Below are 22,300 nucleotides of genomic sequence, written 5' to 3' on the forward strand. Positions count from 1 at the left end.
GCCGCGCGGCCAAGCCCGCGGTTAAGAAGGACTACGTCAGCCACCGCGAAGCCTCGCGCCATGTCGCCACAGCGCGTGTTCTGGCCCGCGGTCGCCTTGACTGATCAACGCACCTTGAAAGGGGTGCCTCTCAAGCCCGGCCTGGAAGCTGCTGGTGCGTCAGGCTCGCAAGGGCGGATTCCGAAAAGGCGCGCGGACCATGGCCGCGTGGGCAGTCGTCCAACTGCATCGCCGCATCGAGGCATTCGCTGTTTTCGTCATTTTTTCATAATAATGATTATGGAGGATTATCTGTACTAAAAACTCCGATCGGCTGCCATTGCAGCGCCTGAATCCTCCCGGCGTCGAGTCCCAGGACGTGCGCCGTTACCGGCGTAACGCCGCCGGCCTTTTGTCGTGGCGGGGCAGGGCGGATCGTGTTTTTGCAGCGCCCTGGCGCCAATGCCTGCGGGCATGCGGCGCCGGTCCAGCGCAATGCCTGCCATCCGAACCGGAGACGCCGCGATGAAACTCGTCCTGAGTACCTTGCTGGCCAGCCTGGCCTTGCCCGTTCTGGCCGACGTCGGCTCCAGCGCCAGCCTCACCGGGCTGCGCTACGAGCTGGTGGACCTGGCCCCCGGCGACGGCATCGCGCCCAGCATCCGCTACACCGGCCTGTCGCACGCCGATTCCTTCGCGTTGTGGGACTTCTGCTTCCCCTCCTATTGCCAGCGCAGCCAGGGCAGCTTCACGACGCCGGCCTTCAGCAGTGTGCAAAACGACGGCACCGGCCAGACCAGCGTGTTCGCGGCGGTGTCGGCGGCGGGGCTGTTCACCGGCGGCCAATGGGCCAACGGCGTCGGCACAGGTTCGGGCAACGGCCGCTACCTGGGCCAGGCCCGCTACCAGGGCGCGCGCGGCGGCCCCCCGCTGTTCGTGGTGTCGGCGCACATCGGGGTGCGCATCACCGGCCAGTACACGCTCGACGCCTGGGTGAACCCCACCGAGATCCTGGGCCCCTACCACCGCGATTACGGCGCCGGTGCCGGGGTCTTCTTCCACTCCCGCTTCCTGGACGGGTCCGAGCCCCTGGTGGAGATCGGCGCCTCCTCCAGCGAGCGGTTCGCGCACGAGACGGGTGAGCTCTCCGTGCTGCTGCGCAACGACAAGGACCATCAGGCCACGCTGTGGGGCAAGTGGGGCGTCTGGTCCAGCGGCCAGGTGCCGATCGGCATCCCGGAGCCGTCGACCTGGGCGCTGATGCTGGCCGGCGTGGGCCTGGTCGGCGGCGTCGTGCAGCGGCGCCGGGCCCACGACGCGGCGCGCTGAGCCCTTCGGCACGCCACCCGTTGGGTGGTGGTGTGGTCGAGCCCGCCCGCCGCCGCGCCGGCCGCCCTGCAGGAGGCGGTGCGGAGCCTGGCGTGAGGCCGGCCATGGCGGCGGCGCCCATCGCGCCGTTTCTCATGCCGGCGGCATGATTCGCTGTCTTGGGCATGGAATTTATCCAGGCCTTGGCCGATATTCTCGAAGCGCCCAGGCCAGCATGAATGAACATGAAGCCGGCATCGGCATGGCTGCCATTGGAAAACAATGTGTTGTTTGGGTCGCACACTCGGCGGCACGCTTGCCCACAAGAGAATGGGTGGTTATTCGGTGAATGGTTGCGGCCTGAATTTCATGGGCCATGCTTGCTTTTGAGTGCCGGCAAACAAAAAGTTCTTGGGTCCGCTGGAATTTGGAATTTCAAGGCGTTGCTGGTACCGGGCCGGTTTGATGCTCCTGAAGCCGCTGCCGGCTCCGGGGGCGCAGGCGGCGGCCTGCCTGGCGCCAGGGGCACCGGGGCCATCCGGTACGCTCGGCCGCATGCTGAACCCAGAAACGATCCGGGCCATTTCGCTGGACCTGGATGACACGCTGTGGCCGATCTGGCCCACCATCGACCGCGCCGAGCAGGTGCTGCATGAATGGCTCGTGATCAACGCGCCGGCGACGGCGGCCCTGTTCTCCAGCCCGGAGGCGCTGCGCGAGATCCGCGGGGCCGTCGGGCGGCAGCGCCCCGACCTCAAGCACGACCTGAGCGCGCTGCGCCGCGAATCGATCCGCCTGGCCCTGGGCCAGGCCGGCGACGACCCGGAGCTGGCCGAGCCGGCCTTCGAGGTGTTTTTCGCCGAGCGCCAAAACGTGACGCTGTTTCCCGACGCGCTGCCGGCCCTGGAGTTCCTGGCCGCGCGCTACCCGCTGGTGAGCCTGTCCAACGGCAACGCCGACCTGGCACGCATGGGGCTGGCGCCCTTCTTCGTGGCCAGCGTCGCCGCGCTCGAGTTCGGCGTGCCCAAGCCGGACCCGCGCATCTTCCATGCCGCGGCACGGGCCGCCGGCGTGCAGCCGCAGGAGGTGCTGCACGTGGGCGACGACGTGCTGCAGGACGTGCTGGGCGCGCGCGACGTCGGCATGCAGACGGCCTGGGTCAACCGGGTCCAGGCGCTGTGGCCGCATGCGCAGGCGCCGGACCTGGAACTCGCGAGCCTGAGCGAGTTGTGCGAGGCGCTGCGCTGAGGAAGCCGGTGCACCGGCCAGCGGTGCGCCGCCTGGTTTCCGGGCCCGCGAAACTGGCCGGCAAAACATGATGGCGGTTTTTCTGGCCGGCCATCGTCTTGATATTTGCGGCGGCTGCAAACCGGGGCGCCTCCCGGCCGGATCTTCGGATTGCGGAAGATTTTCGGCACAGGTATGGGCGTTGCCCGGTGCGGCCTTCGGGATTTGGCGCGAATCGCCGCCCGGCGCCGGCCTTGGCAGGACAAAATGCTGACTCCTTGCTTGCGTCAGGCCTGGTGTAACCAGCTTGACCGGCATTCGGTCCGCCACACGCCGAGCCCTTCGGCTTGAATCTCGATTAATGAGCGGGGCAAAACACCCGGAAATCGGGGAAGGCACGGACCGGTTGCGTTACATCAATTTCTATTGCCGGCGATTTTCTTGCTCCCGCCGGTGCCTGGCCCCGTCCAGGTTTCAACTCCAGACCCCACGGCGTGAACTAGTGCCAGCCTCTCACCCGTTGTGGCGGCAAGGAGCGTGATCGCTGAGGCACCATGGCGCCAGAACAGCAACAAGTGCAACAGCCCTGGCCGGCAGCAGCGGGCCGAGTGTGGCGCAATGACGACGATGGGGCGGGAAAAATCAGCGAATTGATACCGTAAGGGGCCGGGATCATTAAGAATGTCGGCGCCGCAACTTCTGCTTACATTAGAATCAAGCCATTTGGGCCAATTGATGGCGCGTGCCATGTCACGAGCCTGGGCCCTTATTGCGTGGCCGGTGAGTGTTGGGAGCCGGCCGCATTGAGTCTGCCGGGCTGAAGCGCCGAAGTGCTGAAAACAGTTATTGCGCCAAACGCATGGGCATGGCGCCCGCGTGTCATTCATGGTGGCCGGCGCATCCGGGGCGAATCAGGTACGCGGCAACGATTTGGCAGTGTGGCGCTGCCCGACTTGGTGAAACCGGCTCATGCCCGTTGAATATTACTGGAGAAATTCTTTGGCTGTGACGTGATGAGAAATGGTCTGCCGCTAAGGACACTGGCTGGCGCGGTGGCTTCCAAGCCCGCCATGAGGCTTTTGGCGCCTCTCTCGATCGGGGAGTTTGCCCATCAAGCCATTGCCCGGGAACGTGTTTGGCGGCGCCAGTCACGGTAAGGGCGGTGCTCCGCTCCAAGCCTTCCGCTCAATACCATTTCTCGACTGCAGAGCCTGGGTCGCTGCTCGGCGAGAGGGATTGCCGACGCGGTGCGGCGCTTCGCGGCTGAATATTTTCCTCGGGTGCCGGTAAAACACCCAAAAGATCCATGCGCTGAATATTGCAGGCAGTGCATGAGAGCGCCTCCATAGTCAGTTGCCGTAGAAACGGAAAAGAAATGAACGTACTCAAGTTGTATCGGCCCGCCGTGGCAGCCTTCCTGGGCGTGTGCGCCACGGCCGCGCTGGCCGAGGATTCGGCCTTCAGCTTCAGCGGCTACGGCACGCTGGGCGCGGTGCGCACCAACCTGGAAGACAGCCAGGCGGAGTTCCGCTCGGGCGCGCGCCAGAACAAGGGTGCCAGCCGCGCCACCGACCTCGGCGTGGACACGCGCCTGGGCCTGCAGGCCACGTACAAGTTCAACGAGGTGTTCTCCGCCGTCGGCCAGGTGCTGGCCAGCCGCCGCGACGACCAGGCAGGCCCGCAGGTGGAATGGCTCTACGCCCAGGCCACGCCCACGCAGGGCGTGGACCTGCGCATCGGCCGCATGGTGCTGCCCATCTTCGCGCTGTCGGACAACCGCAACGTGGGCTATGCGCACTACTGGGTGCGCGCGCCGCAGGAGGTCTACGGCCCTTACTCTCCGACCTCGTTCGACGGCGTGCAGGCGCGCTGGCGCGACAACGTCGGCGGCGTGAACCTCAACGTGCAGGCCTCGGCCGGCCAGACCGAAGCCGACGTCTACTACCTGTTCCGCTCCAAGTCCACGCTCAAGCACGACCGCCTGTACTCGCTGGCCGTCTCCGCGGGCATGGGCGACTGGACGCTGTCGGCCAGCAAGACGCTGGGCAAGGACACGTCGATCACGGGCCCGGTGTTCAACCTGCCCAAGGGTGACGACAACTTCACCAACCTGGCCCTGCAGTACGACAACGGCGAGTTCATGGCGATGGCCGAGTACGTCACGCGCCGCTACAGCACCATGGACCTGGTGAACTCCGACAGCTACTACGTCAGCGCCGGCTACCGGCTGGGGGCGTGGACGCCGTACGCGATCTACGGGCACTTCACGCCCAAGGGCGACGCCTACATCTCCCGTACCGACTTCGGGCAGCCCATCCCGGGCGCCTTCCCCAAGGGCCACACCCGGGCCGTGGGCGTGCGCTGGGATGCCTACAAGAACGTGGCCGTGAAGCTGCAGGTCGAGAGCGTCAAGCGCACCGACTTCGCCTTCGCGAACCGCTCGTTCCAGTTCATTCGCGAGACGCCCAACGTGACGGCCGTGAGCCTCGCGGTTGACTTCGTATTCTGATCAGGAGTTGCCATGCGAAAAATTCGCCTCATCGCCTCGGCTGCCGCGCTGCTGCTGACCTTGGCCGGGGCCCACGCCGAGATCGTCGTGATCGGCAACTCTGCCGCCGCGCCGATGACCAAGGAACAGGCCGTTGACGTGTTCCTCGGCAAGAACCAGGCGCTCTCGCCCGTGGACCAGCCCGAAGCCGCGCCCATCCGGGCCGACTTCTACAAGAAGCTCACCGGCCGCAGCCTGGCGCAGGTGAAGGCCACCTGGTCGCGCCTGGTGTTCTCGGGCAACGGCCAGCTGCCCAAGGAGCTGCCCGACGCCGCGGCCGTGAAGAAGGCCGTGGCGGCCGATCCCAAGCTGGTGGGCTACATCGACAAGACGGCGGTGGACGGCAGCGTCAAGGTGCTGTTGAGCGTCGACTGAGCCAACCCGCCCGCCCCCCAGGGCCCGGTGAAGGAACATCACACATGAACTTCCGCACCAAGATTTGGATGCTGCCGCTGAGCGCGGCGGCTGTTTTCGTCTTCGGTCTGGGCGCGAGCTACCTGGTGGGCACGCGCACGTCCGAAAGCCTTGAGCAGCTGCGCGCCGTCGACTATCCATACCTCGAGAGGGTCGGGCGCATCTACAGCGGCAGCGAGCAGTTCCGGCTGACGCTGCAGGCCGCCGCGGTCGAGGGCGACGAGGCCAAGCTCAAGGACGTCGAGCCGGCGGTCGCGGCGGTGCGCGCGTCCCTGGCCGAGGCCGCCGGGTTGCGGGGCAAGTCGGAATCGGCCAAGGCGCTGGGCCAGGCCTTCGAGACCTACCAGCAGGCGGCCACCGAAGCCACGCGCGCCATGCTCAGCGGCGGTGCCGTGGGCGACCTGGTGCCGCGCATGCAGGCCAACCAGGCCGCGTTCACCAAGCGCCTCGCGCAGGAGAAGCAAACGGCCGATGCCGCGGTGGAGAGCGGGCAGGCGGGCGCCGTCCACGGCGTGCAGTTCAACATCTGGCTCAACCTGGGCACGGGCGCTCTCGTGCTGCTGGTGCTGGGCGCCGCCTCGCGGCTGATCCTGGCGTCGGTGTGGCGCGAGCTGGGCGACGAGCCCTCGCGGCTGCAGCGCTTCGTGCAGCGCGTGGCCGACGGCGACCTGCGTCCCGACGCGGCGCACGGCCCGGTCGTGGCCGGGTCGCTGCATGACGCCGTCTCCACCATGGCCGCGCGGCTGCGCGACACGGTGGGCACGATCCGCCAGGCCACCAACACCATCGCGGTGGCTTCCAGCCAGATCGCCGCGGGCAGCCAGGACCTGAGCTCGCGCACCGAGAAGACCTCGGCCGACCTGCAGCACACCGCCTCGTCGATGTCGCAGCTCACCGGCTCGGTGGCGCACACGGCCCAGGCCGCCAGCACGGCCGACGAGCTGGCCGGCGCCGCGGCGGTGTCCGCCCAGCGCGGCGGCACCATCGTCGAGCAGGTCGTGACCAGCATGGGCGACATCAACGACGCCTCGCAGCGCATCGGCGAGATCATCGGCGTCATCGACGGCATCGCCTTCCAGACCAACATCCTGGCGCTCAATGCCGCGGTGGAAGCCGCGCGCGCGGGCGAGCAGGGCCGCGGCTTCGCGGTCGTGGCCGGCGAGGTGCGCGCCCTGGCGCAGCGCAGCGCCGAGGCGGCCAAGGAAATCAAGCTGCTCGTCGGCGCCTCGACCGAGAAGGTCGACGGCGGCAAGCGGCTGGTGGAGGAGGCCGGCGGCGCCATGCAGGAGATCGTCTCCGGCGTGCAGCGCGTCACCGCCGTCATCGCCGAGATCAGCGCCGCCACGCACAAGCAGTCCTCGGGCATCGCGCAGGTGGACCAGTCCGTGCGCAGCCTCGACCGCATGACGCAGCAGAACGCCGCCATGGTCGAGCAGTCGGCCGCGGCGGCCGAGAGCCTGCGCGAGCAGTCGCAACGCCTGGCCCTGGCCGTCAGTGCCTTCCGGCTGGACGGCACCGAAGAGCAGCCGGTGTGAGCGCACGAGGCCCGGCCGAGCCGGGCCTCGCCTTCTTTCTCCAGCGCCTGCTGCGGCGGCCCACGCGCTTCACGCCGCGGCGCCCAGGGCGCCGAACTCCACGGCCGGCCCCGCCGCAGCGCCCCGCACCGGGACGGCGCCCGGCGCGTGCGTGCCGACGTTGAACACCGACACCGCCTGGGCCAGGCGCCGCGCCTGCTGCTGCAGCGACTGGGCCGCCGCCGCCGATTCCTCCACCAGGGCCGCGTTCTGCTGCGTGACCTCGTCCAGGCGGCCGACGGCGGCATTCATCTGCCCGATGCCGTCGCGCTGCTCGCTGGCCGAAGCGGCGATGTCGCCGATGAGCGCGGCCACGCGCTGCACGTTCGTCACGATCTCCTGCATGGCGTGGCCGGTCTGCTCCACCAGGGCGCTGCCGGCATCCACCGTCTTCACCGAGGCGCCGATGAGGCCCTTGATCTCCTTGGCGGCCTCGGCGCTGCGCTGCGCCAGGCTGCGCACCTCGCCGGCCACGACCGCGAAGCCGCGGCCCTGCTCGCCGGCGCGCGCGGCTTCCACCGCGGCGTTGAGCGCCAGGATGTTGGTCTGGAAGGCGATGCCGTCGATGACGCCGATGATGTCGGCGATGCGCCGCGACCCTTCGCTGATGCGCCCCATGCTGGTCACCACCTGCTCCACCACCGCGCCGCCGCGCGCCGCGGACCCGGCCGCCGCGGAGGCGAGCTGGTTGGCCTGGCGCGCGGTATCGGCCGACTGCGACACGGTGGCCGTCAGCTGCTCCATCGAGCTGGCGGTCTGCTGCAGGTTGCTGGCCATGTGCTCGGTGCGCGCGGACAGGTCGTGGTTGCCCGTGGCGATCTCGGCCGACGCGGCGCTGACCGATTCGACGCCCTGGCGCACCTCGGCCACGATGCCGTGCAGCTGCTCCGACATCGCGGCGATGGCGCCCATCAGCTGGCCCAGCTCGTCACGGCGCTTCACGTCGAGCCGGTGCGTCAGGTCGCCCGCGGCGATCACCTGGGCCGCGCGGACGGCTTCCTTCAGCGGCCGGGTGATGGAGGCCACCATCCAGGCCACGCCGGCCAGGCTGGTGAGGAACACGGCAACCATGGCCAGCCAGCTCAGCAGCTCCACGCGCTCCGCATGGGCCAGGGCCTGCGCCTTGGTGTCGTCGCGCAGCTTCTCCTGCAGGGCGACGTAGCCGTCGATGGCGCCCAGGTACTGCCTGGCCACCGGCTTGAGTTCCCGCTCCACCAGCGCCAGCATCGCGCTGCCTTCGCCGCCCTTGCGGGCTTCGTTCACCTGGCGGGTGATGTCGAGCATGGCCATGCGCGCCTTCACGACCTTGTCCAGGGCCTGCTTCTCCTCGGCGGTGCCGGCGGCCTCAGTGATGCGCTTTTGCAGCCCGGTGTTGGCGGCAATGACCTCCTTGACCCGGGGCGTGAAGGTCTCGCTCACCAGCGCCTCCGAGCTGATGGCGTTGGCCATCACGCCCTGCACGCCGGCTTCGGTCAGCCCGCGCCAGCGCAGCGCCAGGGCGATCTGGGTGTCGCGGCTCTCCACCTCTCCCAACGCCCGGCTCAGGGCCGTCTTGGACAGCTGGTGCGTGACGGCGGCGCTGATGGCCAACGCCAGCAGCGCCATCACCGAGAAGATCCACAGCCGCCGGGCCACGGAGATGTTGTTGAGAAAGTTCATGTCGATTCAGCGGGTAGGGACGGGCGAATTAGTGCGCTAAGCACCAGCGTCCCATCGGCTGCAACAAAGTGCATTTAAGGCGGTTGGGCGGGGATAAAGGGAAAACCCCGGCATCAGCCGCTGCTCATGGAGGCGGCGCGCAGCCCGGCTGCGTGCGGGGTGCTTGGCGCTGCCGCCGCGGGCCTGCGGGAGCCCGGGGCCCGGCCCCGGCCGTTGCGGGTTAGCCCGATGAGAGTCGGATTTTTCAGCGTCCCATACTGCACCCGCCCCCCGAGGCAGTCACAAGGAGGCGGGCATGGGCAGGCAACGGGTGCTTTTCCTGGCGGCGTCGCTGGCGGTGGCGCTGGCTGCCGGCGCCACCAACCATTCCCTCTGGGTGCATGGGCGCGGTGGCGGCGGGCAGGTCGGCAACTACGCCGACTTCAGCTCCTGGGGCCCGGCCACCGTCAATGCCGGCGTCAACAAGAAGTCGGTCAACTGGGACGGCTACAGCCGCATCTCCACGCAGGACTTCCGCCTGCGCAACGCCCTGGACTGCTTCTGCACCGGCGCCAACTGGTGCTACGTGGCCGTGCACAGCGCGGGCGACCTGATGATCGGCTACGTGCTCGACCTCTATGGCGGCTCGCAGCGCTTCAAGAAGATCCCGCTCCCCGGCGCGGACGGGCAGTGCACCAACAGCGACGGCACCACGCAGACCGGCTGGAACATCAAGTGGGTGGACGTGGCCGGCGGCGCTGCGGGCGGCTCGGAGCTGGCCAACAACGGCAGCTGGGCGGCCTCCGACCCGCTCGTGTCCGACCTGAAGACGGCCACGGCCCGCGCGCTCTACAACCACAACAACACCCGCGGCGTGATGTTCCACATGTATGCCGGCGCGAAAGGCACCTTCTACTCGGGCCTGCTGCCGGGCCAGGACGACGATGCGGTGGCCTACCACTCCAGCGGCGGCGTCTCCGGCTCGGGCGGCGCCTCGTTCTGCAATCCCTCCGACTGGTTCTGCGACGACCTGACCCTGGGCACGGCGCTGAATCAGGGCGGCCGGGCCAAGTGGGCCAACCATTCGGTGCGGCTGCGCGACGATGCCGAGGCCTACGGGCATTCGACCGGCCGCAACTGGGGCGGCATCGTCGCGCCCATGCGTGCCGACATGGAGCTCAACGCGAGGTAGCGCGCCATGGCACGCCACAAGAGCGAGCGGGGCGCCGTGGCATGGTGGGTGCTCGGTGCCGTCGCGGTGCTGGCGCTGCTGGCCTGGTGGGGCCGCGATGCCGGCTCCGGGCCGGCGCAGGCGGCAGCGCCTGAGGCGGTGAAGCCGGCCGCCTCGGCAGCGGCCGCGACCACGGCGTCGGCACCGGCCTCCGCGCCCCGCGCGCCCTTCACGCCGGCGGCACTGGCGGCCCGGCAGCGCGAGCGGGCGATGTGGCAGCAACGCCTGGAGCAGGCCCAGCAGACGCTGGAGGCCTACCGCGCCTCGACCCGCTACCCGCACGAGGCGCGCCCGCTGGCCGAGCAGCCGGACCAGGTGCGGCCGAACCTGCCCATCGAGGAGGACGCGCCGCTGCGGCTGGCCGACGGGCGCGCGGCGCGGGGCGTGCACCTGCGCACCAGCCAGGAACGCGTCTTCGTGCAGGGCGACGAGAGCGTGCGGCTGTCGCTGAGCCTGCGCGGCGACGACGGCGCGGTGCTGCCGCTGCGCGTAGTGCGCGCCACGGCCCGCGAGGTGCCGCCGCCCAACACCGGCTCGCTCTACCCCGTGGTGCCGGTCAATTTCAACGACGAGGGGCTCGACGGCGACCTGCAGGCCCGCGATGGCGTCCAGGGCGTGCGCCTGCAGCCGGAGCGGCAGGGCTTCGCCGGCCTGTCGGGCCAGCTGCGGGTAGAGGTGGTGCTGCAGCATGCCGGGCAGGAGGCCGTGGTGTTCTTCGACATGGTGCTCACCGGCGCGCCCGGCGCGGTGTGGACGGGCAGCGTGCGCGAGGCGCTGGAGGAGGGCTCGCTGAACTTCTACCTCGGTGCCGAGGTGAGGGTGCCGGGCCGCTACGTCGTCACCGGCCGCGTGGACGACGCCACCGGCCGGCCCCTGGCGCTGCTGAGCTTCAACGACGAGGTCGGCGCCGGCGCGCAGGAGTTCCGGCTGTCGCTGTTCGGCAAGCTGGTGCGCGACGCCCAGCCGGTCTTCCCGCTGACCCTGCGCGACGTCGAGGCCTTCCTGCTGCGCCCGGACAGCTTCCCCGACCGGTCGTTGATGGCGCGCCGAACCGGCACGGTGCTGGTGACGCGCCACCATCCGCTGGCCGCCTTCTCGCCGGCCGAATGGCAGAGCGAGGAGCGCAGCCGCTACCTGGCGGAGCTGCAGCGCGACGTGAGCGAGGCGCAGGGCCGGCTCACGCAGCTGGGCCCGTCGCGCTGACGGGCCCGCGCGCGGGACGGCGCCGTCAGGCGATCTTCACGTACTCGTAGTCCACCGGCTGCTTGTTGATGCCCAGCCGCGGCGGGGCGATCCAGCTGGCGTACTCGCCGGGCTGGTGGCAGGGCTGCATCAGCGAGGCGATGAACCGCAGGTCCTGGGCGTTGGGCAGCCACTCGTCCTGCTGCGCCGCCCACATCTCCGCGCCGATCACCTCGCCGGCGGGGCTGATGTGCTGGCCGGCGAACTCGCCGATGCGGCGGTTGAAGCCCTTGTGCGGCTGCGTGAGGCGGAAGTCGATGCCCGCCTTCTCGATGATCTTGTTCCAGCGCTCGATGCCGCCCTGGCAGTCGGCGATGTAGTCGTCGAGCAGCCGGCTGTTGATGGCGCGCAGCGCCGGCACCTGCTCGGTGACGATTGCGCCGTCCACCACGCGCATGACGGGATAGGTGGCGTCGTGCAGCTGGTGGTCGTCGCTGAGCTGCGCCTCGTTGAAGCGGCCCTTGAGCCCGGCGCTGAAGGCCTCGGCCGCGTTGCTGGAGATCTCCGAGCCGAACAGGTCGCGCGTCACCGACATGTGGAAGTTGGCCTTGCGCTGCAGCAGCGGCAGGTCCACCACGCCGAGCTTGCGGATGGCTGCGGTGTCGTAGGGGTCGGTGATGCCGGCCTTGTTCATGGCGGCGCAGGTGGCCTCGATGGTGCGGCCCACGCCGGTCTCGCCGACGAAGAGGTGGTGCGCCTCCTCGGTGAGCATGAAGCGGCAGCTGCGCGAGAGCGGGTCGAAGCCGCTCTCGGCCAGCGCGGCGAGCTGCATCTTGCCGTCGCGGTCGGTGAAGTAGGTGAACATGAAGAACGAAAGCCAGTCGGGCGTCTTCTCGTTGAAGGCGCCCAGGATGCGCGGGTTGTCCTGCTGCCCACTGCGGCGCTCCAGCAGCGCCTGCGCCTCCTCGCGCCCGTCGCGCCCGAAGTGCTTGACCAGCAGGTAGACCATGGCCCACAGGTGGCGGCCTTCCTCGACGTTGACCTGGAAGAGGTTGCGCATGTCATACAGCGAGGGCGCCGTGGCGCCCAGCCAGCGCTGCTGCTCCACCGAGGCGGGCTCGGTGTCGGCCTGCACGACGATGAGGCGGCGCAGCAGCGAGCGGTATTCGCCGGGCACTTCCTGCCACGCCGGCTCGCCCTTGTGGCGCCCGCACGGGATGGTGCGCCCTTCCACCTTGGGCGCGAGCAGGATGCCCCAGCGGTACTCGGGCATCTTCACGTAGCCGAACTTGGCCCAGCCGGCGGGGTCCACGCCCACGGCGGTGCGCAGGTACACGTCCGCGTCCTGGAAGCCCTCGGGGCCCATCTCCTTCCACCAGTCGACGTAGTTGGGCTGCCAGGCCTCCAGCGCGCGCTGCAGCTGCCGGTCCGAGGCCAGATCGACGTTGTTGGGAATGCGGTCGGCGTAGTTGACTTCGACGAAGGCGTCGCTGCGGACGGACTCGGGCGTTTCGACCAAGGTGTCGGTGCTCATGGGTGTCTCCTCACAGGGTGGGTGATAAACCGGCATCAAAGTGCACGGCAATTTGTGAGAAAGCATTTTTGTGCGTAAACGCCACACGCCTTTGACCTGGATCAGCGTTTGACGCACTCGAATTTCCGGCTCCAGGCGCAGCCTTCTTGAGTTGAAGCCCGGTGGAATGCGCAAACAGCGCCTAGGAGCTGATGTGCATGAAAGTGCATGTTAGGTGGTCGTGTCGATCTTCCGGCGCGTGAAGCTTCGATCCGCAGCATCCAGGTGCGCGCGCAACGCCGACGCCGGGAGGCTGGCTACAACATACACGCCTCTTTCCGCCATCCTTTTTCGCGCCTTGGCCCCGCGCATCTCATGCGCCACGGCGATGTCCTCGTCCTGGCTTGCGCCTTTCGCTTGCTTGGTTCAGGTCGCGCGGATCAGCGGTGTTGAGTGGGTTGAAGGAATCTCGTATGTTGTTATCAATGGAACCCAGTGCAGCCGCGTCGCCACGGCGCGGCGTTCAGCGGGCGTGGTGCACGTCCAGCGCCGATACGGCTGCGGCCTCGTGGCCCCAGGACTGGCGCACGTAGCTCGCCACGGCCGCCACCTCGTGTTCCGACAGCACCTGCTTGAACGGCGGCATGCCGAAGGGCCTGGGGTTGCCGCGCGTGGCGGGCGGAAATCCGCCATGCAGCACCGCCTTGATGAGGTTGTTGGGCGAAGCCATGGTCACGGCCCGGTTGCCCGCCAGCGGCGGATAAATGCCGGCCACGCCCTCGCCCGACTCGCCATGGCAGGCCGCGCAGCGGTCCGCGTAGATCTTCCCGCCCAGGCGCATGAGCTCGGCACTCGCCGGCTCCACCGGCTTGCGCTTGGCCGGGGGCTGCTGCGGCAGCGTCTTCAGGTAGACCGCCATCGCGCGCAGGTCTGGCTCGCTCAGGTGCTGCGTGCTGCGGTACACGACCTCCGCCATCGGCCCCATGACCGAGCCGCGCGGCGAGATGCCGCTGCCCAGCAGCGCGACGATGTCGGAGAGGGACCAGTCGGCCACGCCGGCCTCCTGGGCCCGCGCCAGCGAGGGCGCATACCAGTTCTGCATCGGGATCAGGCCGCCGCCGAGCTCGATGTCGCCGTCGGTGGCGCCCAGCAGGTTTCGGGTGGCGTGGCAGGCCACGCAGTGCCCCAGCCCGCGCACCAGGTAGCTGCCCCGGTTCCATTGCGCCGACTGCTCCGGGCGCGCCTCGAAGCTCGCCGGACGGAAGTACAGCGCCCGCCACACCGCCAGCGAGGCCTGCAGGTTGTAGGGAAAGCGCAGCTCATGCGCCCGGTTCGCCTGCCGCACGGGCGGCAGGCTTTGCAGGAAGGCATAAAGCGCGTCCGAGTCCTCGCGCGTGACCAGCGTGAAGTTCGGGTAGGGGAAGGCGGGATACAGCAGCCGGCCGTCGCGGGAGCGGCCATGGTGCAGCGCGCGCCAGAACTCCGCGGCCGTCCAGGCGCCCAGGCCGGTGTCGCGGTCCGGCGTGAGGTTGCTCGCGTACACGGTGCCGAACGGCGTGTCGATGCCGCGCCCGCCCGCGTACTCGGCCCCGCCCCGCGCCGTGTGGCAGCCGATGCAGTTGCCGGCCCGGGCCAGGTAGGCGCCACGCGCGACGGTGGCCGGGTTCGCGGCCCCGTCGGCCGGACCGGGTTCCAGCGGCACCTCGCCGCGGACGTTGAGCCAGGCCACCAGCGCCGCCAGTACGGCCAGCAGCGCGACGAACATGAGCCCCACGCGCCACACGCCCGTTCTGGCCATGCCGAAGCTCCTCATTGCAGGCCGCTGCCGCAGTCCAGCGGCAGGGGCGAACTCGGACGAGGCGCCGGCCGGGCGTCGGCCGGAATGGGCTGCGCCGACAGCCAGGCCGCGACCGCGCCCACCTCCTGCGGCGTGAGCCGGTTGGCGATGGTGGCCATGCAGTCCGGCGCGGCGGCGCGGCGCTGGCCGGTTCGCCACGCGCCCAGCTGGCCCATGAGGTAGTCACGCGGCAGGCCGAGCAGGCCGGGCAGGGCGGGCTGCGCACCGGTCATGTGTTGGCCATGGCAGGACACGCACGCGGGAATGTTGCGTTGCCGATCCCCCCGCTGCACCAGCGCCGCGCCCAGTTCCCGCTGCGCCGGCGCCACCGCGGTGCTCTGCGGCGGCGGATAAGGCAGATCCAGCCCCGCGAAGTGGCCGGCGATCTCGCGCAGGTACTCGTCCGACAGGTGCTCGACCAGGTAGCTCATCGTGGCGTTGTGGCGCCGGCCCTCGCGGAAGTTGACGAGCTGGTTGTAGAGGTAACCGGCCGGCTTGCCGGCGATGCGCGGGAAGTAGCCGGCGTTGGTGGCGCGCCCCTCCTTGCCATGGCAGACGGTGCAGGCCTGCATGCGCTGGGCCATGGTGTCCGGCACCGCCGCCTGGGCTGCCGCCGCGGACGCCGCCGGACCCAGCCCCGCCGACGCCAGGGCCGCCGCCACCACCCAGCCCCGCCACTGCTGCCGCGCCTGCCGCATCTGCCGAAGCTCACTCATCGCGTTCATGCCTTTCCTGATGGGCTTGGACACCGTGCCGCGCTCACGCGCCGGTCTGGGCCGATGCCAGCTGGCCGATGGTGCGCAGCGCGTCGTCGAAGCGCTCGTCGCCGGCCTGGCCGTAGTTCAGGCGCAGGCAATGGGCAAAGCGCCGGTCCGCGGAAAACAGGTGGCCCGGCGCCAGGCTGATGTTCTGCGACAGCGCCAGCCGGTGCAGCTGCAGCGCATCGACCTGCGCCGGCAGCTCCACCCACAGGAAGTAGCCGCCCTCGGGCCGCGTCACGCGCGTGCCCTTGGGAAAGTGCTTGGCGATGCCGCGCAGCGCCCGCGCCTGGCTGTCGGCCAGCGCCTGGCGCAGCTGGCGCAGGTGCCGGTCGTAGCCGCCCTGCTGCAGGTAGTCGGCCAGCGCCTCCTGCGGCGGCACGGCCGTGGCCAGCGTGGTCATGAGCTTCAGGCGCTGCACCCGCTGCGCGAAGCGCCCGGCCGCGGTCCAGCCCACCCGGTAGCCCGGCGCCAGGCACTTGGAGAAGGAGCTGCAGTGCATCACCAGCCCCTGCCGGTCGAAAGCCTTGCAAGGCGGCGGGCGCCGCAGCCCGAAGTACAGCTCGGCGTAGACGTCGTCCTCGATCAGCGGCACCTCGTGCCGGGCCAGCAGATCGACCAGCGCGCGCTTGTTCTCCTCGGGCATCAGGCTGCCCAGCGGGTTCTGGAAGTTGGGCATGAACCAGCAGGCCCGCACCGGGTGCCGCTCCAGCACCTGCGCCAGCGAGTCCAGCTCGATGCCGTGGCGCGGGTGCGTCGCCACCTCCACGGCCTTGAGCTGCAGCCGCTCCAGCGCCTGCAGCGCGGCGTAGAAGGTGGGCGACTCCACCGCCACCACGTCGCCCGGCCGGGTCACGGCCTGCAGGCACAGGTTCAATGCCTCCATCGCGCCGTTGGTGATGACGATCTCGCCGGCATCCGCGGCGATGCCTTCCACCACGTAGCGCAGGCCGATCTGGCGGCGCAGCCGCTCGCTGCCCTCGGTCAGCTCCTCGACGATGCGCTGCGGATCAAGCCCGCGCATGGCCGGCGTCAGCGCCCGCGCCAGCTTCTCCAGCGGAAACAGCGCCGGGCTGGGAAAGGCCGAGCCCAGCGGCACCACGTCGGCCTGCCGCGTCGAGCCCAGCACCTGGAACACCAGCTCGCTGATCTCCACATGCGTGGATTGCGGGGCCGGCTGCGCGGTGGCGGGCTCGTTGGCGCTGGCCGCGCGCAGCGCGTTGACGTAGTAGCCCGAGCGCGGCCGGGCCTGGATCAGCCCGCGCGCCTCCAGCAGGTAGTAGGCCTCGAACACGGTGGACGGGCTGATGCCGCGGCTGGTGCTGGCCTGGCGCACCGAGGGCAGCCGGTCGCCGGGCCGCAGCGCCTGCGTACGGATCAGCTCGCCGATCTCGTCCGCGTACTGTTCGTAGCGTTTCATGCCGGCGCCTGATGTGCTCTGTAAGCCATGGCCGCTGACTGTACTGATCCGCTGCGCTCCGGCGCCAATGGCCTTGGAAACCGCATCTGATACGGTCTTTTGGCCGGACTTCTGAGCCTTACCCAATCAGCAACGCGCCGGCACAGTCCAGGGCCATTGCTCACGGCGCGGCGCCCCGTCCACGGCGAAGGGGGTCGCGTTCCACGGACCGGCCCCTGGCCGGCCGGCGACCACGGCCCGCAACCATGCACCACACCCTTGGCGCCGCCACGGCGCTTCCCCTGTCCAGCCGGCAGTGGCTGGACGACCACGCCCCCAGCCTGGAGCGCAGCACCCGGCACGCTTCGGCCCTGCTGCCGCTGCTCGCCAGGGCCGGCCTGCTCCACGCCGAAGGCGATCTCGACGCCGCCGTGGATGCCGTCGCCGAGGTGGCCTCGGCCTCGCTGGCCGCCGGTGTCGTGCTGTGCGCGCAGCGCGGCTTTGCCGAGGCGCTGCGCCTGAGCCACAACGTGGCGCTGTGCGAGCACCTGCGGCCCGAGGTGCAGGACGGCCGCCTGGCCGGCGCGCTGGCGCTGTCGGGCGTGTTCGGCCACCTGGCCCAGGGCACGCCGCTGCCGGTGAGCGGGGTGGAGACGCCGCGCGGCTGGAAGCTCAGCGGCCGGCTGCCCTGGGTGGCCAACCTGCAGCACGACGGGCATGTGGTGGCCGTCCCCGTGGCCTTCGAGGGCCTGCAGGACTTCGCCATGGTGGTGCTCGGCAGCGAGGAGAGCGGCCTGGCGCGCGGCCCGGAGGCCGGCGCCGGCCCGCGCGGCATCCGCGCCGCGGCGCTGCAGCTGGACCGGGTGCATTTCCGCGAGGACGAGCTGCTGCACGTCAACGGCGCCAGCCTCGTTCGCCAGCTCCTGCCCACGCTGCTGGCGCTGCAGTGCGGCCTGGCCCTGGGCGTGGCCCAGGCGGCGCTGTCGGCCGCGGACAACCACCCCGCCGGCGGCATGGCCGCCCGGCGCGCCGGCGCGCAGCGGCTGCAGGCCGCGCTGGGCGAGAACCGCGCCGCCCTGGGCGACGGCCTGCGCTCGGGCCGCTTCATCGACGACGCCGCTGCCCTGCTCAAGCTGCGCCTGCGCTTCACCGAGCTGGCGCAGGCCGCCGTGCAGGCCGAGCAGCAGGCCGTGGGCGCCGAGGCCGTGCTGGCCGGCGAGGACGGCGGCTGCGCGCGCCGCGCCGGTGAGGCCCGGTTCCTGTCCCTTCTCAGCCCCGACGCCGGCGAGCTGGCGTCCCAGCCCGCGCCCGCACGGAGAGCCGCATGAGCGCCACCCCCCGCGTCATCCCCATCCAGCCGGCCGGCGACCCGCGCCAGCCGCCGCCCCTCTTCGAACCCAGGCGCAAGGTCTACGCCCGCGCCGTCAGCGGCTGGTTCAACCGCTGGCGCTGGGTCATGGTGTGGGCCACGCAGCTCGTCTTCTACGGTCTGCCCTGGCTCAGCTGGAACGGCCGCCAGGCGGTGCTGTTCGACCTGGATGCGCGGCGCTTCTACCTGCCCGGACTGGTGCTGTACCCGCAGGACTTCATCTACCTCAGCGCCCTGCTGGTGCTGTCGGCCTTCGCGCTTTTCTTCTTCACCGCCGTGGCCGGGCGCATGTGGTGCGGCTTCGCCTGCCCGCAGACCGTCTACACGGAAATCTTCATGGGGATCGAGCGGCGCATCGAGGGCGACCGCATCGCCCGCATGCGGCTGGACCAGGCGCCGTGGAGCGCGCGCAAGCTCGCGCGCAAGGGGGCCAAGCAGGCGGCATGGATCGCGCTGAGCCTGTGGACCGGCTTCACTTTCGTCGGCTACTTCACGCCGATCCGCGAGCTGGCTGCGTCCGCAACCGCATTCGGCCTGGGCCCGTGGGAGAGCTTCTGGGTCTTCTTCTACGGCCTGGCGACCTACGGCAACGCCGGTTTCCTGCGCGAGCAGGTGTGCCGCACCATGTGCCCCTACGCGCGCTTCCAGGGCTCGATGATGGACAAGGACTCGCTCATCATCGGCTACGACAGCCGCCGCGGCGAGTCGCGCGGCTCACGCCCGCGCCGCGCCGACCCGAAGGCGCTGGGCCTGGGCGACTGCATCGACTGCACGCTGTGCGTGCAGGTCTGCCCCACCGGCATCGACATCCGCAACGGGCTGCAGATGGAGTGCATCGGCTGCGCCGCCTGCATCGACGCCTGCGACGGCGTGATGGACAAGATGGGCTATGAGCGCGGCCTCATCCGCTACGCCACGCTCAACGGCCTGTCCGAGGGCCTGGGCAAGGCGCAGATGTGGCGCCGCGTGCTGCGCCCGCGCGTGCTGGTTTACGGCGCGCTGCTGGCGGCGGTGGGCGTGGCCTTCGTCACCAGCCTGGCGCTGCGCGATCCGCTGCGTGTCAACGTCGTGCGCGACCGCGGCGTGATGGCGCGCCTGGTGGAGGACGGGGCCGTCGAGAACGTCTACCGCGTGCTGGTGATGAACGCCACCGAGGCGCCGCAGCGCTACCGCATCGCCGTCTCGGGCCTGCCCGGCCTGGCCGTGGCCGGCGACACCGCGCTGGAGCTGGCGCCGGCCGCGGAGCGCTCCATCCCGGTGAGCGTGCGCCTGCCCGCCGAAGCAGCCGCATCGCTGAACGATCGCACGCAGCACATCCGCTTCGAGGTCACGCAGCTGGCGGACACGGGTGAGGCGCCGACCGTGCAGGAAGCCAGCACCTTCATACTCCCCCGATGAAGGACGCCACCCTCGCCAAGGCCCCCACCGGCCTGCGCCTGCTGAAGCTGCTGGCCGCCGCGGCACTGCTGGGCGCGCTGCAATGGCTGGGCGACGCGATCGTGACGCGCAGCGGCTGGCCGGTGTCGGGCTCGGTGCTGGGCATGCTGATGCTGCTGGCGCTGCTGTGCCTGCGCGGCGGCGTGCCCGCCAGCCTGAATGCGGTGACGGCGCCGCTGCTGCGCCACCTGATGCTGCTGCTGATTCCCTCGGTGGCGGCGGTGAGCCTGTACCTGGGCTTGCTGTCGCAGCACGCGGGCGTGTTCGTCCTGACGGCCGTGCTCGCCACGTTGCTGACGGTGGGCGTGACGGCCTGGGTGCTGCAGCGCCTGCTGCGGCGGCAGGCGCCGTGATGCCGGCCCTGGCCTGGCCGCTGCTGACGCTGGCGGCCTATGCGCTGGCGCTGCGGCTGTACCGGCGCTCCGGCCACCACCTGCTGTGCCTGCCGGTGCTCACCGGCACGGCGCTGGTGGTGGCGCTGCTGGTGCTGTCGGGCACGGCGTACCCGGTCTATGCCGAGGCCACCAAGCTCCTGCGCTGGCTCACCGGGCCGGCCGTCATCGCCCTGGCCGTGCCGCTGTACCGGCAGGCCGCGCTGCTGCGCCGGCTGGCGCTGCCGCTGCTGGGCGCGCTGCTGGCGGGCTGCGCCGTGGCGGTGGGGGCCACGCTGGCGTTGTCCTGGGCGCTGGGCGCGCCGCTCGAAGTGGCGCTGTCGCTGGCGCCCAAGTCCGCCACCATGCCCATCGCCATGGCGGCGGCCGAGCGTGCCGGCGGCGTGCCCGCGCTGGCGGCCATGGCGGTGGTGGCCACGGGCGTGCTCGGCACGCTGCTGTGCGCGCCGCTGCTGCGCCGGCTGCGCATCGAGGACGAGCGCGTCGCGGCCTTCACGCTGGGCCTGGCCGCGCACGCCATCGGCGTGGCGCGGGTGCTGCAGACCCGGCCCGAGACGGTGGCCTTCGCGGCGCTGGCAATGAGCATGAACGGGGTGGCGACGGCGCTGGTGCTGGCCGTCGTCTCGCGCTGGCTTTGAGCCGGCATCGGACAGCGCTCCACTGCTCCCAGGCGTCCACACGCAGCCACGGCGCCTCGGACGGCTGCCGTGTCCGGGATCGCCAGCTGAAAGCTCTTCTGATATGCAAATGAACCGGTTTCTGAAGGCCGGGCATAGCAGTAATGGAAACAGCGTATGAAGCCGTGCTTCCAGAAGAAAACCCTGGTTCGCACCGAAGCAAGCAGCCGCAACTGATATGGAAAAAATACGCGTCTGCTGAGCCTGTTATGGGAAAAGGCGGCCCGGTACGCTGAGGCCTGCCGCAATGGACGCCACGGCCCCCGAGCCCGCGTCCTCAGCACCGGAGCCTCAGGTCCTCGCGACCCCGCTCCGCCAGGCAGTGAGGGCGCCATCCCGGGCCCGTGCTGCGCCGCGGCGCTCCCACAGGACAGCCCATGTTCGACCTCGATGCCCTACAGCTCGCCCGGCTCCAGTTCGGGTTCACCGTTTCCTTTCACATCGTCTTCCCGGCCTTGACCATCGGCCTGGCCAGCTTCCTGGCCGTGCTCGAAGGCGCCTGGCTGCGCACCCGCAAGCCGGTCTACCTCGACCTCTACCACCACTGGCTCAAGATCTTTGCCGTCGCCTTCGGCATGGGCGTGGTGTCCGGCCTGGTCATGGCCTACCAGTTCGGCACCAACTGGAGCGAGTTCTCGCGCTTCGCCGGCGGCGTCACCGGGCCGCTGCTCGCCTACGAGGTGCTCACCGCCTTCTTCCTGGAAGCCGGCTTCCTGGGCGTGATGCTGTTCGGCCTCAACCGCGTCGGCCCGGGCCTGCACTTTCTCTCCACCATGATGGTGGCCGTGGGCACGCTGGTTTCGGCGACCTGGATACTGGCCTCCAACAGCTGGATGCACACGCCGCAGGGCCACGCCATCGTCGACGGGCACGTGGTGCCGGTGGACTGGCTGCGGGTGATCTTCAACCCCTCCTTCCCCTACCGGCTGGCGCACATGGTGGTGGCGGCCTTCGTGGCGACCGCGCTGGTCGTGGCCGCCGCCGGCGCGCTGCAGCTGCTGCGCGGCCGCGACAGCGAGCCCGTGCGCAAGATGTTCACCATGGCGCTGGGCATGCTGCTGGTGGCCGCGCCGCTGCAGGCCTTCATTGGCGACCTGCACGGGCTCAATACCCTGCAGCACCAGCCGGCCAAGCTGGCGGCCATCGAGGGCCACTGGGAGAACCACCCCGGCGCAGGCGTGCCGCTGATCCTGTTCGGCGTGCCGGACATGGATGCGGAAGCAACGCGCCACGCCATCGAGATTCCGCGCCTGGGCAGCCTGCTGCTGACGCACACCTGGGACGGCCAGTTCCCGGGCCTGAAGGACTTCGCGCCGCAGGACCGGCCCAATGCCGCCGTGGTGTTCTGGACCTTCAGGCTCATGGTCGGCCTGGGCCTGCTGATGATCGCCCTGGCGCTGGGCGGGCTGTGGCTGCGCTGGCGCGGGCGGCTGTTCCAGTCCAAACCGTTCCTGCGCTTTGCCCTGTGGATGGGGCCCAGCGGGCTGGTCGCCATCCTGGCGGGCTGGTTCACCACCGAGGTCGGCCGGCAGCCCTGGGTGGTCTACGGCCTCATGCGCACCGCGGACGCCGCCTCGCCGCACAGCGCCGAGTCACTGGGCTTCACGCTGGCGCTGTTCGTGGTCGTGTACCTGATCGTCTTCGGCGCCGGCACGGGCTATGGCCTGCGGCTCATCGGCCAGGGGCCGAAGCCCAATGAGGGCCTGCTGCTCGATCCGGGCGGACCGGGACAGCCGCATCAGCCGATGCGACCCCTGAGCGGCGCGCCCGAGCGCATGGACGAGATCGGCGGCCAGGGCGCCGTGCAAGGAGCTTGA

Annotated in this window: 17 protein-coding genes; 12 read left to right on the forward strand and 5 right to left on the reverse strand. The window is 70.3% G+C overall.

Going from position 1 to position 22,300, the window contains the following annotated elements:
* The first annotated feature begins 504 nt into the window (after positions 1-504).
* The 5 genes from HHL10_RS28475 (at position 505) to HHL10_RS31295 (ending at position 7,011) form a co-directional block, all read left to right on the forward strand.
* Positions 505-1,308 (forward strand): PEPxxWA-CTERM sorting domain-containing protein, encoded by an 804-nt coding sequence (locus tag HHL10_RS28475; protein ID WP_169163817.1) that lies wholly within the window; start codon positions 505-507, stop codon positions 1,306-1,308.
* A 534-nt stretch (positions 1,309-1,842) separates the two neighbouring features.
* Positions 1,843-2,535, forward strand: coding sequence for an HAD family hydrolase (locus HHL10_RS28480; protein ID WP_169163818.1), 693 nt, complete (start codon positions 1,843-1,845; stop codon positions 2,533-2,535).
* Between the two features lie 1,354 nt (positions 2,536-3,889).
* Positions 3,890-5,023, forward strand: coding sequence for a porin (locus HHL10_RS28485; RefSeq protein WP_169163819.1), 1,134 nt, complete (start codon positions 3,890-3,892; stop codon positions 5,021-5,023).
* Between the two features lie 12 nt (positions 5,024-5,035).
* On the forward strand, positions 5,036-5,437 hold the full coding sequence (locus tag HHL10_RS28490; protein WP_169163820.1) for a hypothetical protein: 402 nt from the start codon (positions 5,036-5,038) through the stop codon (positions 5,435-5,437).
* A gap of 44 nt (positions 5,438-5,481) precedes the next feature.
* A complete protein-coding gene (locus tag HHL10_RS31295) occupies positions 5,482-7,011 on the forward strand; it encodes a methyl-accepting chemotaxis protein (protein WP_169163821.1) in 1,530 nt (509 codons plus the stop codon).
* A gap of 69 nt (positions 7,012-7,080) precedes the next feature.
* Here the strand turns inward: HHL10_RS31295 and HHL10_RS28500 are convergent, their stop codons facing one another.
* The gene (locus HHL10_RS28500; protein ID WP_169163822.1) at positions 7,081-8,709 is read right to left on the reverse strand and encodes a methyl-accepting chemotaxis protein; all 1,629 of its coding nucleotides are present in this window, start codon (positions 8,707-8,709) and stop codon (positions 7,081-7,083) included.
* A gap of 295 nt (positions 8,710-9,004) precedes the next feature.
* Between HHL10_RS28500 and HHL10_RS28505 the strand changes: the two genes are divergently transcribed.
* Together HHL10_RS28505 and HHL10_RS28510 are read left to right on the forward strand one after the other, a co-directional pair.
* Positions 9,005-9,880, forward strand: a complete 876-nt coding sequence (locus HHL10_RS28505; protein WP_169163823.1) for a hypothetical protein — start codon at positions 9,005-9,007, stop codon at positions 9,878-9,880.
* 6 nt (positions 9,881-9,886) lie between these two features.
* Complete coding sequence (locus HHL10_RS28510; RefSeq protein ID WP_169163824.1) at positions 9,887-11,122, forward strand: hypothetical protein; 1,236 nt, start codon at positions 9,887-9,889, stop codon at positions 11,120-11,122.
* Between the two features lie 25 nt (positions 11,123-11,147).
* Here the strand turns inward: HHL10_RS28510 and boxB are convergent, their stop codons facing one another.
* The 4 genes from boxB to HHL10_RS28530 form a co-directional block, all read right to left on the reverse strand.
* On the reverse strand, positions 11,148-12,635 hold the full coding sequence (gene boxB / locus HHL10_RS28515) for a benzoyl-CoA 2,3-epoxidase subunit BoxB (protein WP_169163825.1): 1,488 nt from the start codon (positions 12,633-12,635) through the stop codon (positions 11,148-11,150).
* 502 nt (positions 12,636-13,137) lie between these two features.
* Complete coding sequence (locus HHL10_RS28520) at positions 13,138-14,412, reverse strand: cytochrome c (protein ID WP_169163826.1); 1,275 nt, start codon at positions 14,410-14,412, stop codon at positions 13,138-13,140.
* 11 nt (positions 14,413-14,423) lie between these two features.
* Positions 14,424-15,167, reverse strand: a complete 744-nt coding sequence (locus HHL10_RS28525; RefSeq protein WP_235971853.1) for a c-type cytochrome — start codon at positions 15,165-15,167, stop codon at positions 14,424-14,426.
* A 43-nt stretch (positions 15,168-15,210) separates the two neighbouring features.
* Positions 15,211-16,629 (reverse strand): aminotransferase-like domain-containing protein, encoded by a 1,419-nt coding sequence (locus HHL10_RS28530; RefSeq protein WP_169163828.1) that lies wholly within the window; start codon positions 16,627-16,629, stop codon positions 15,211-15,213.
* 245 nt (positions 16,630-16,874) lie between these two features.
* Here HHL10_RS28530 and HHL10_RS28535 point away from each other — a divergent pair, with 245 nt between their 5' ends.
* From HHL10_RS28535 to HHL10_RS28555, 5 genes are all read left to right on the forward strand, one after another.
* Positions 16,875-17,936: a hypothetical protein gene (locus tag HHL10_RS28535; RefSeq protein ID WP_169163829.1), complete on the forward strand. Its 1,062-nt coding sequence runs from the start codon at positions 16,875-16,877 to the stop codon at positions 17,934-17,936.
* The gene (ccoG, locus tag HHL10_RS28540; RefSeq protein ID WP_169163830.1) at positions 17,933-19,375 is read left to right on the forward strand and encodes a cytochrome c oxidase accessory protein CcoG; all 1,443 of its coding nucleotides are present in this window, start codon (positions 17,933-17,935) and stop codon (positions 19,373-19,375) included. The genes HHL10_RS28535 and ccoG overlap by 4 nt, the downstream gene beginning before the upstream one ends.
* Complete coding sequence (locus HHL10_RS28545; RefSeq protein WP_169163831.1) at positions 19,372-19,767, forward strand: CidA/LrgA family protein; 396 nt, start codon at positions 19,372-19,374, stop codon at positions 19,765-19,767. Before ccoG ends, HHL10_RS28545 begins: the two co-directional genes overlap by 4 nt.
* Positions 19,767-20,444: an LrgB family protein gene (locus HHL10_RS28550; RefSeq protein WP_169163832.1), complete on the forward strand. Its 678-nt coding sequence runs from the start codon at positions 19,767-19,769 to the stop codon at positions 20,442-20,444. The genes HHL10_RS28545 and HHL10_RS28550 overlap by 1 nt, the downstream gene beginning before the upstream one ends.
* A 416-nt stretch (positions 20,445-20,860) precedes the next feature.
* On the forward strand, positions 20,861-22,300 hold the full coding sequence (locus tag HHL10_RS28555; protein ID WP_169163833.1) for a cytochrome ubiquinol oxidase subunit I: 1,440 nt from the start codon (positions 20,861-20,863) through the stop codon (positions 22,298-22,300).

The sequence above is a fragment of the Azohydromonas caseinilytica genome, from assembly GCF_012927045.1.
Lineage (GTDB): Bacteria > Pseudomonadota > Gammaproteobacteria > Burkholderiales > Burkholderiaceae_C > Azohydromonas > Azohydromonas caseinilytica.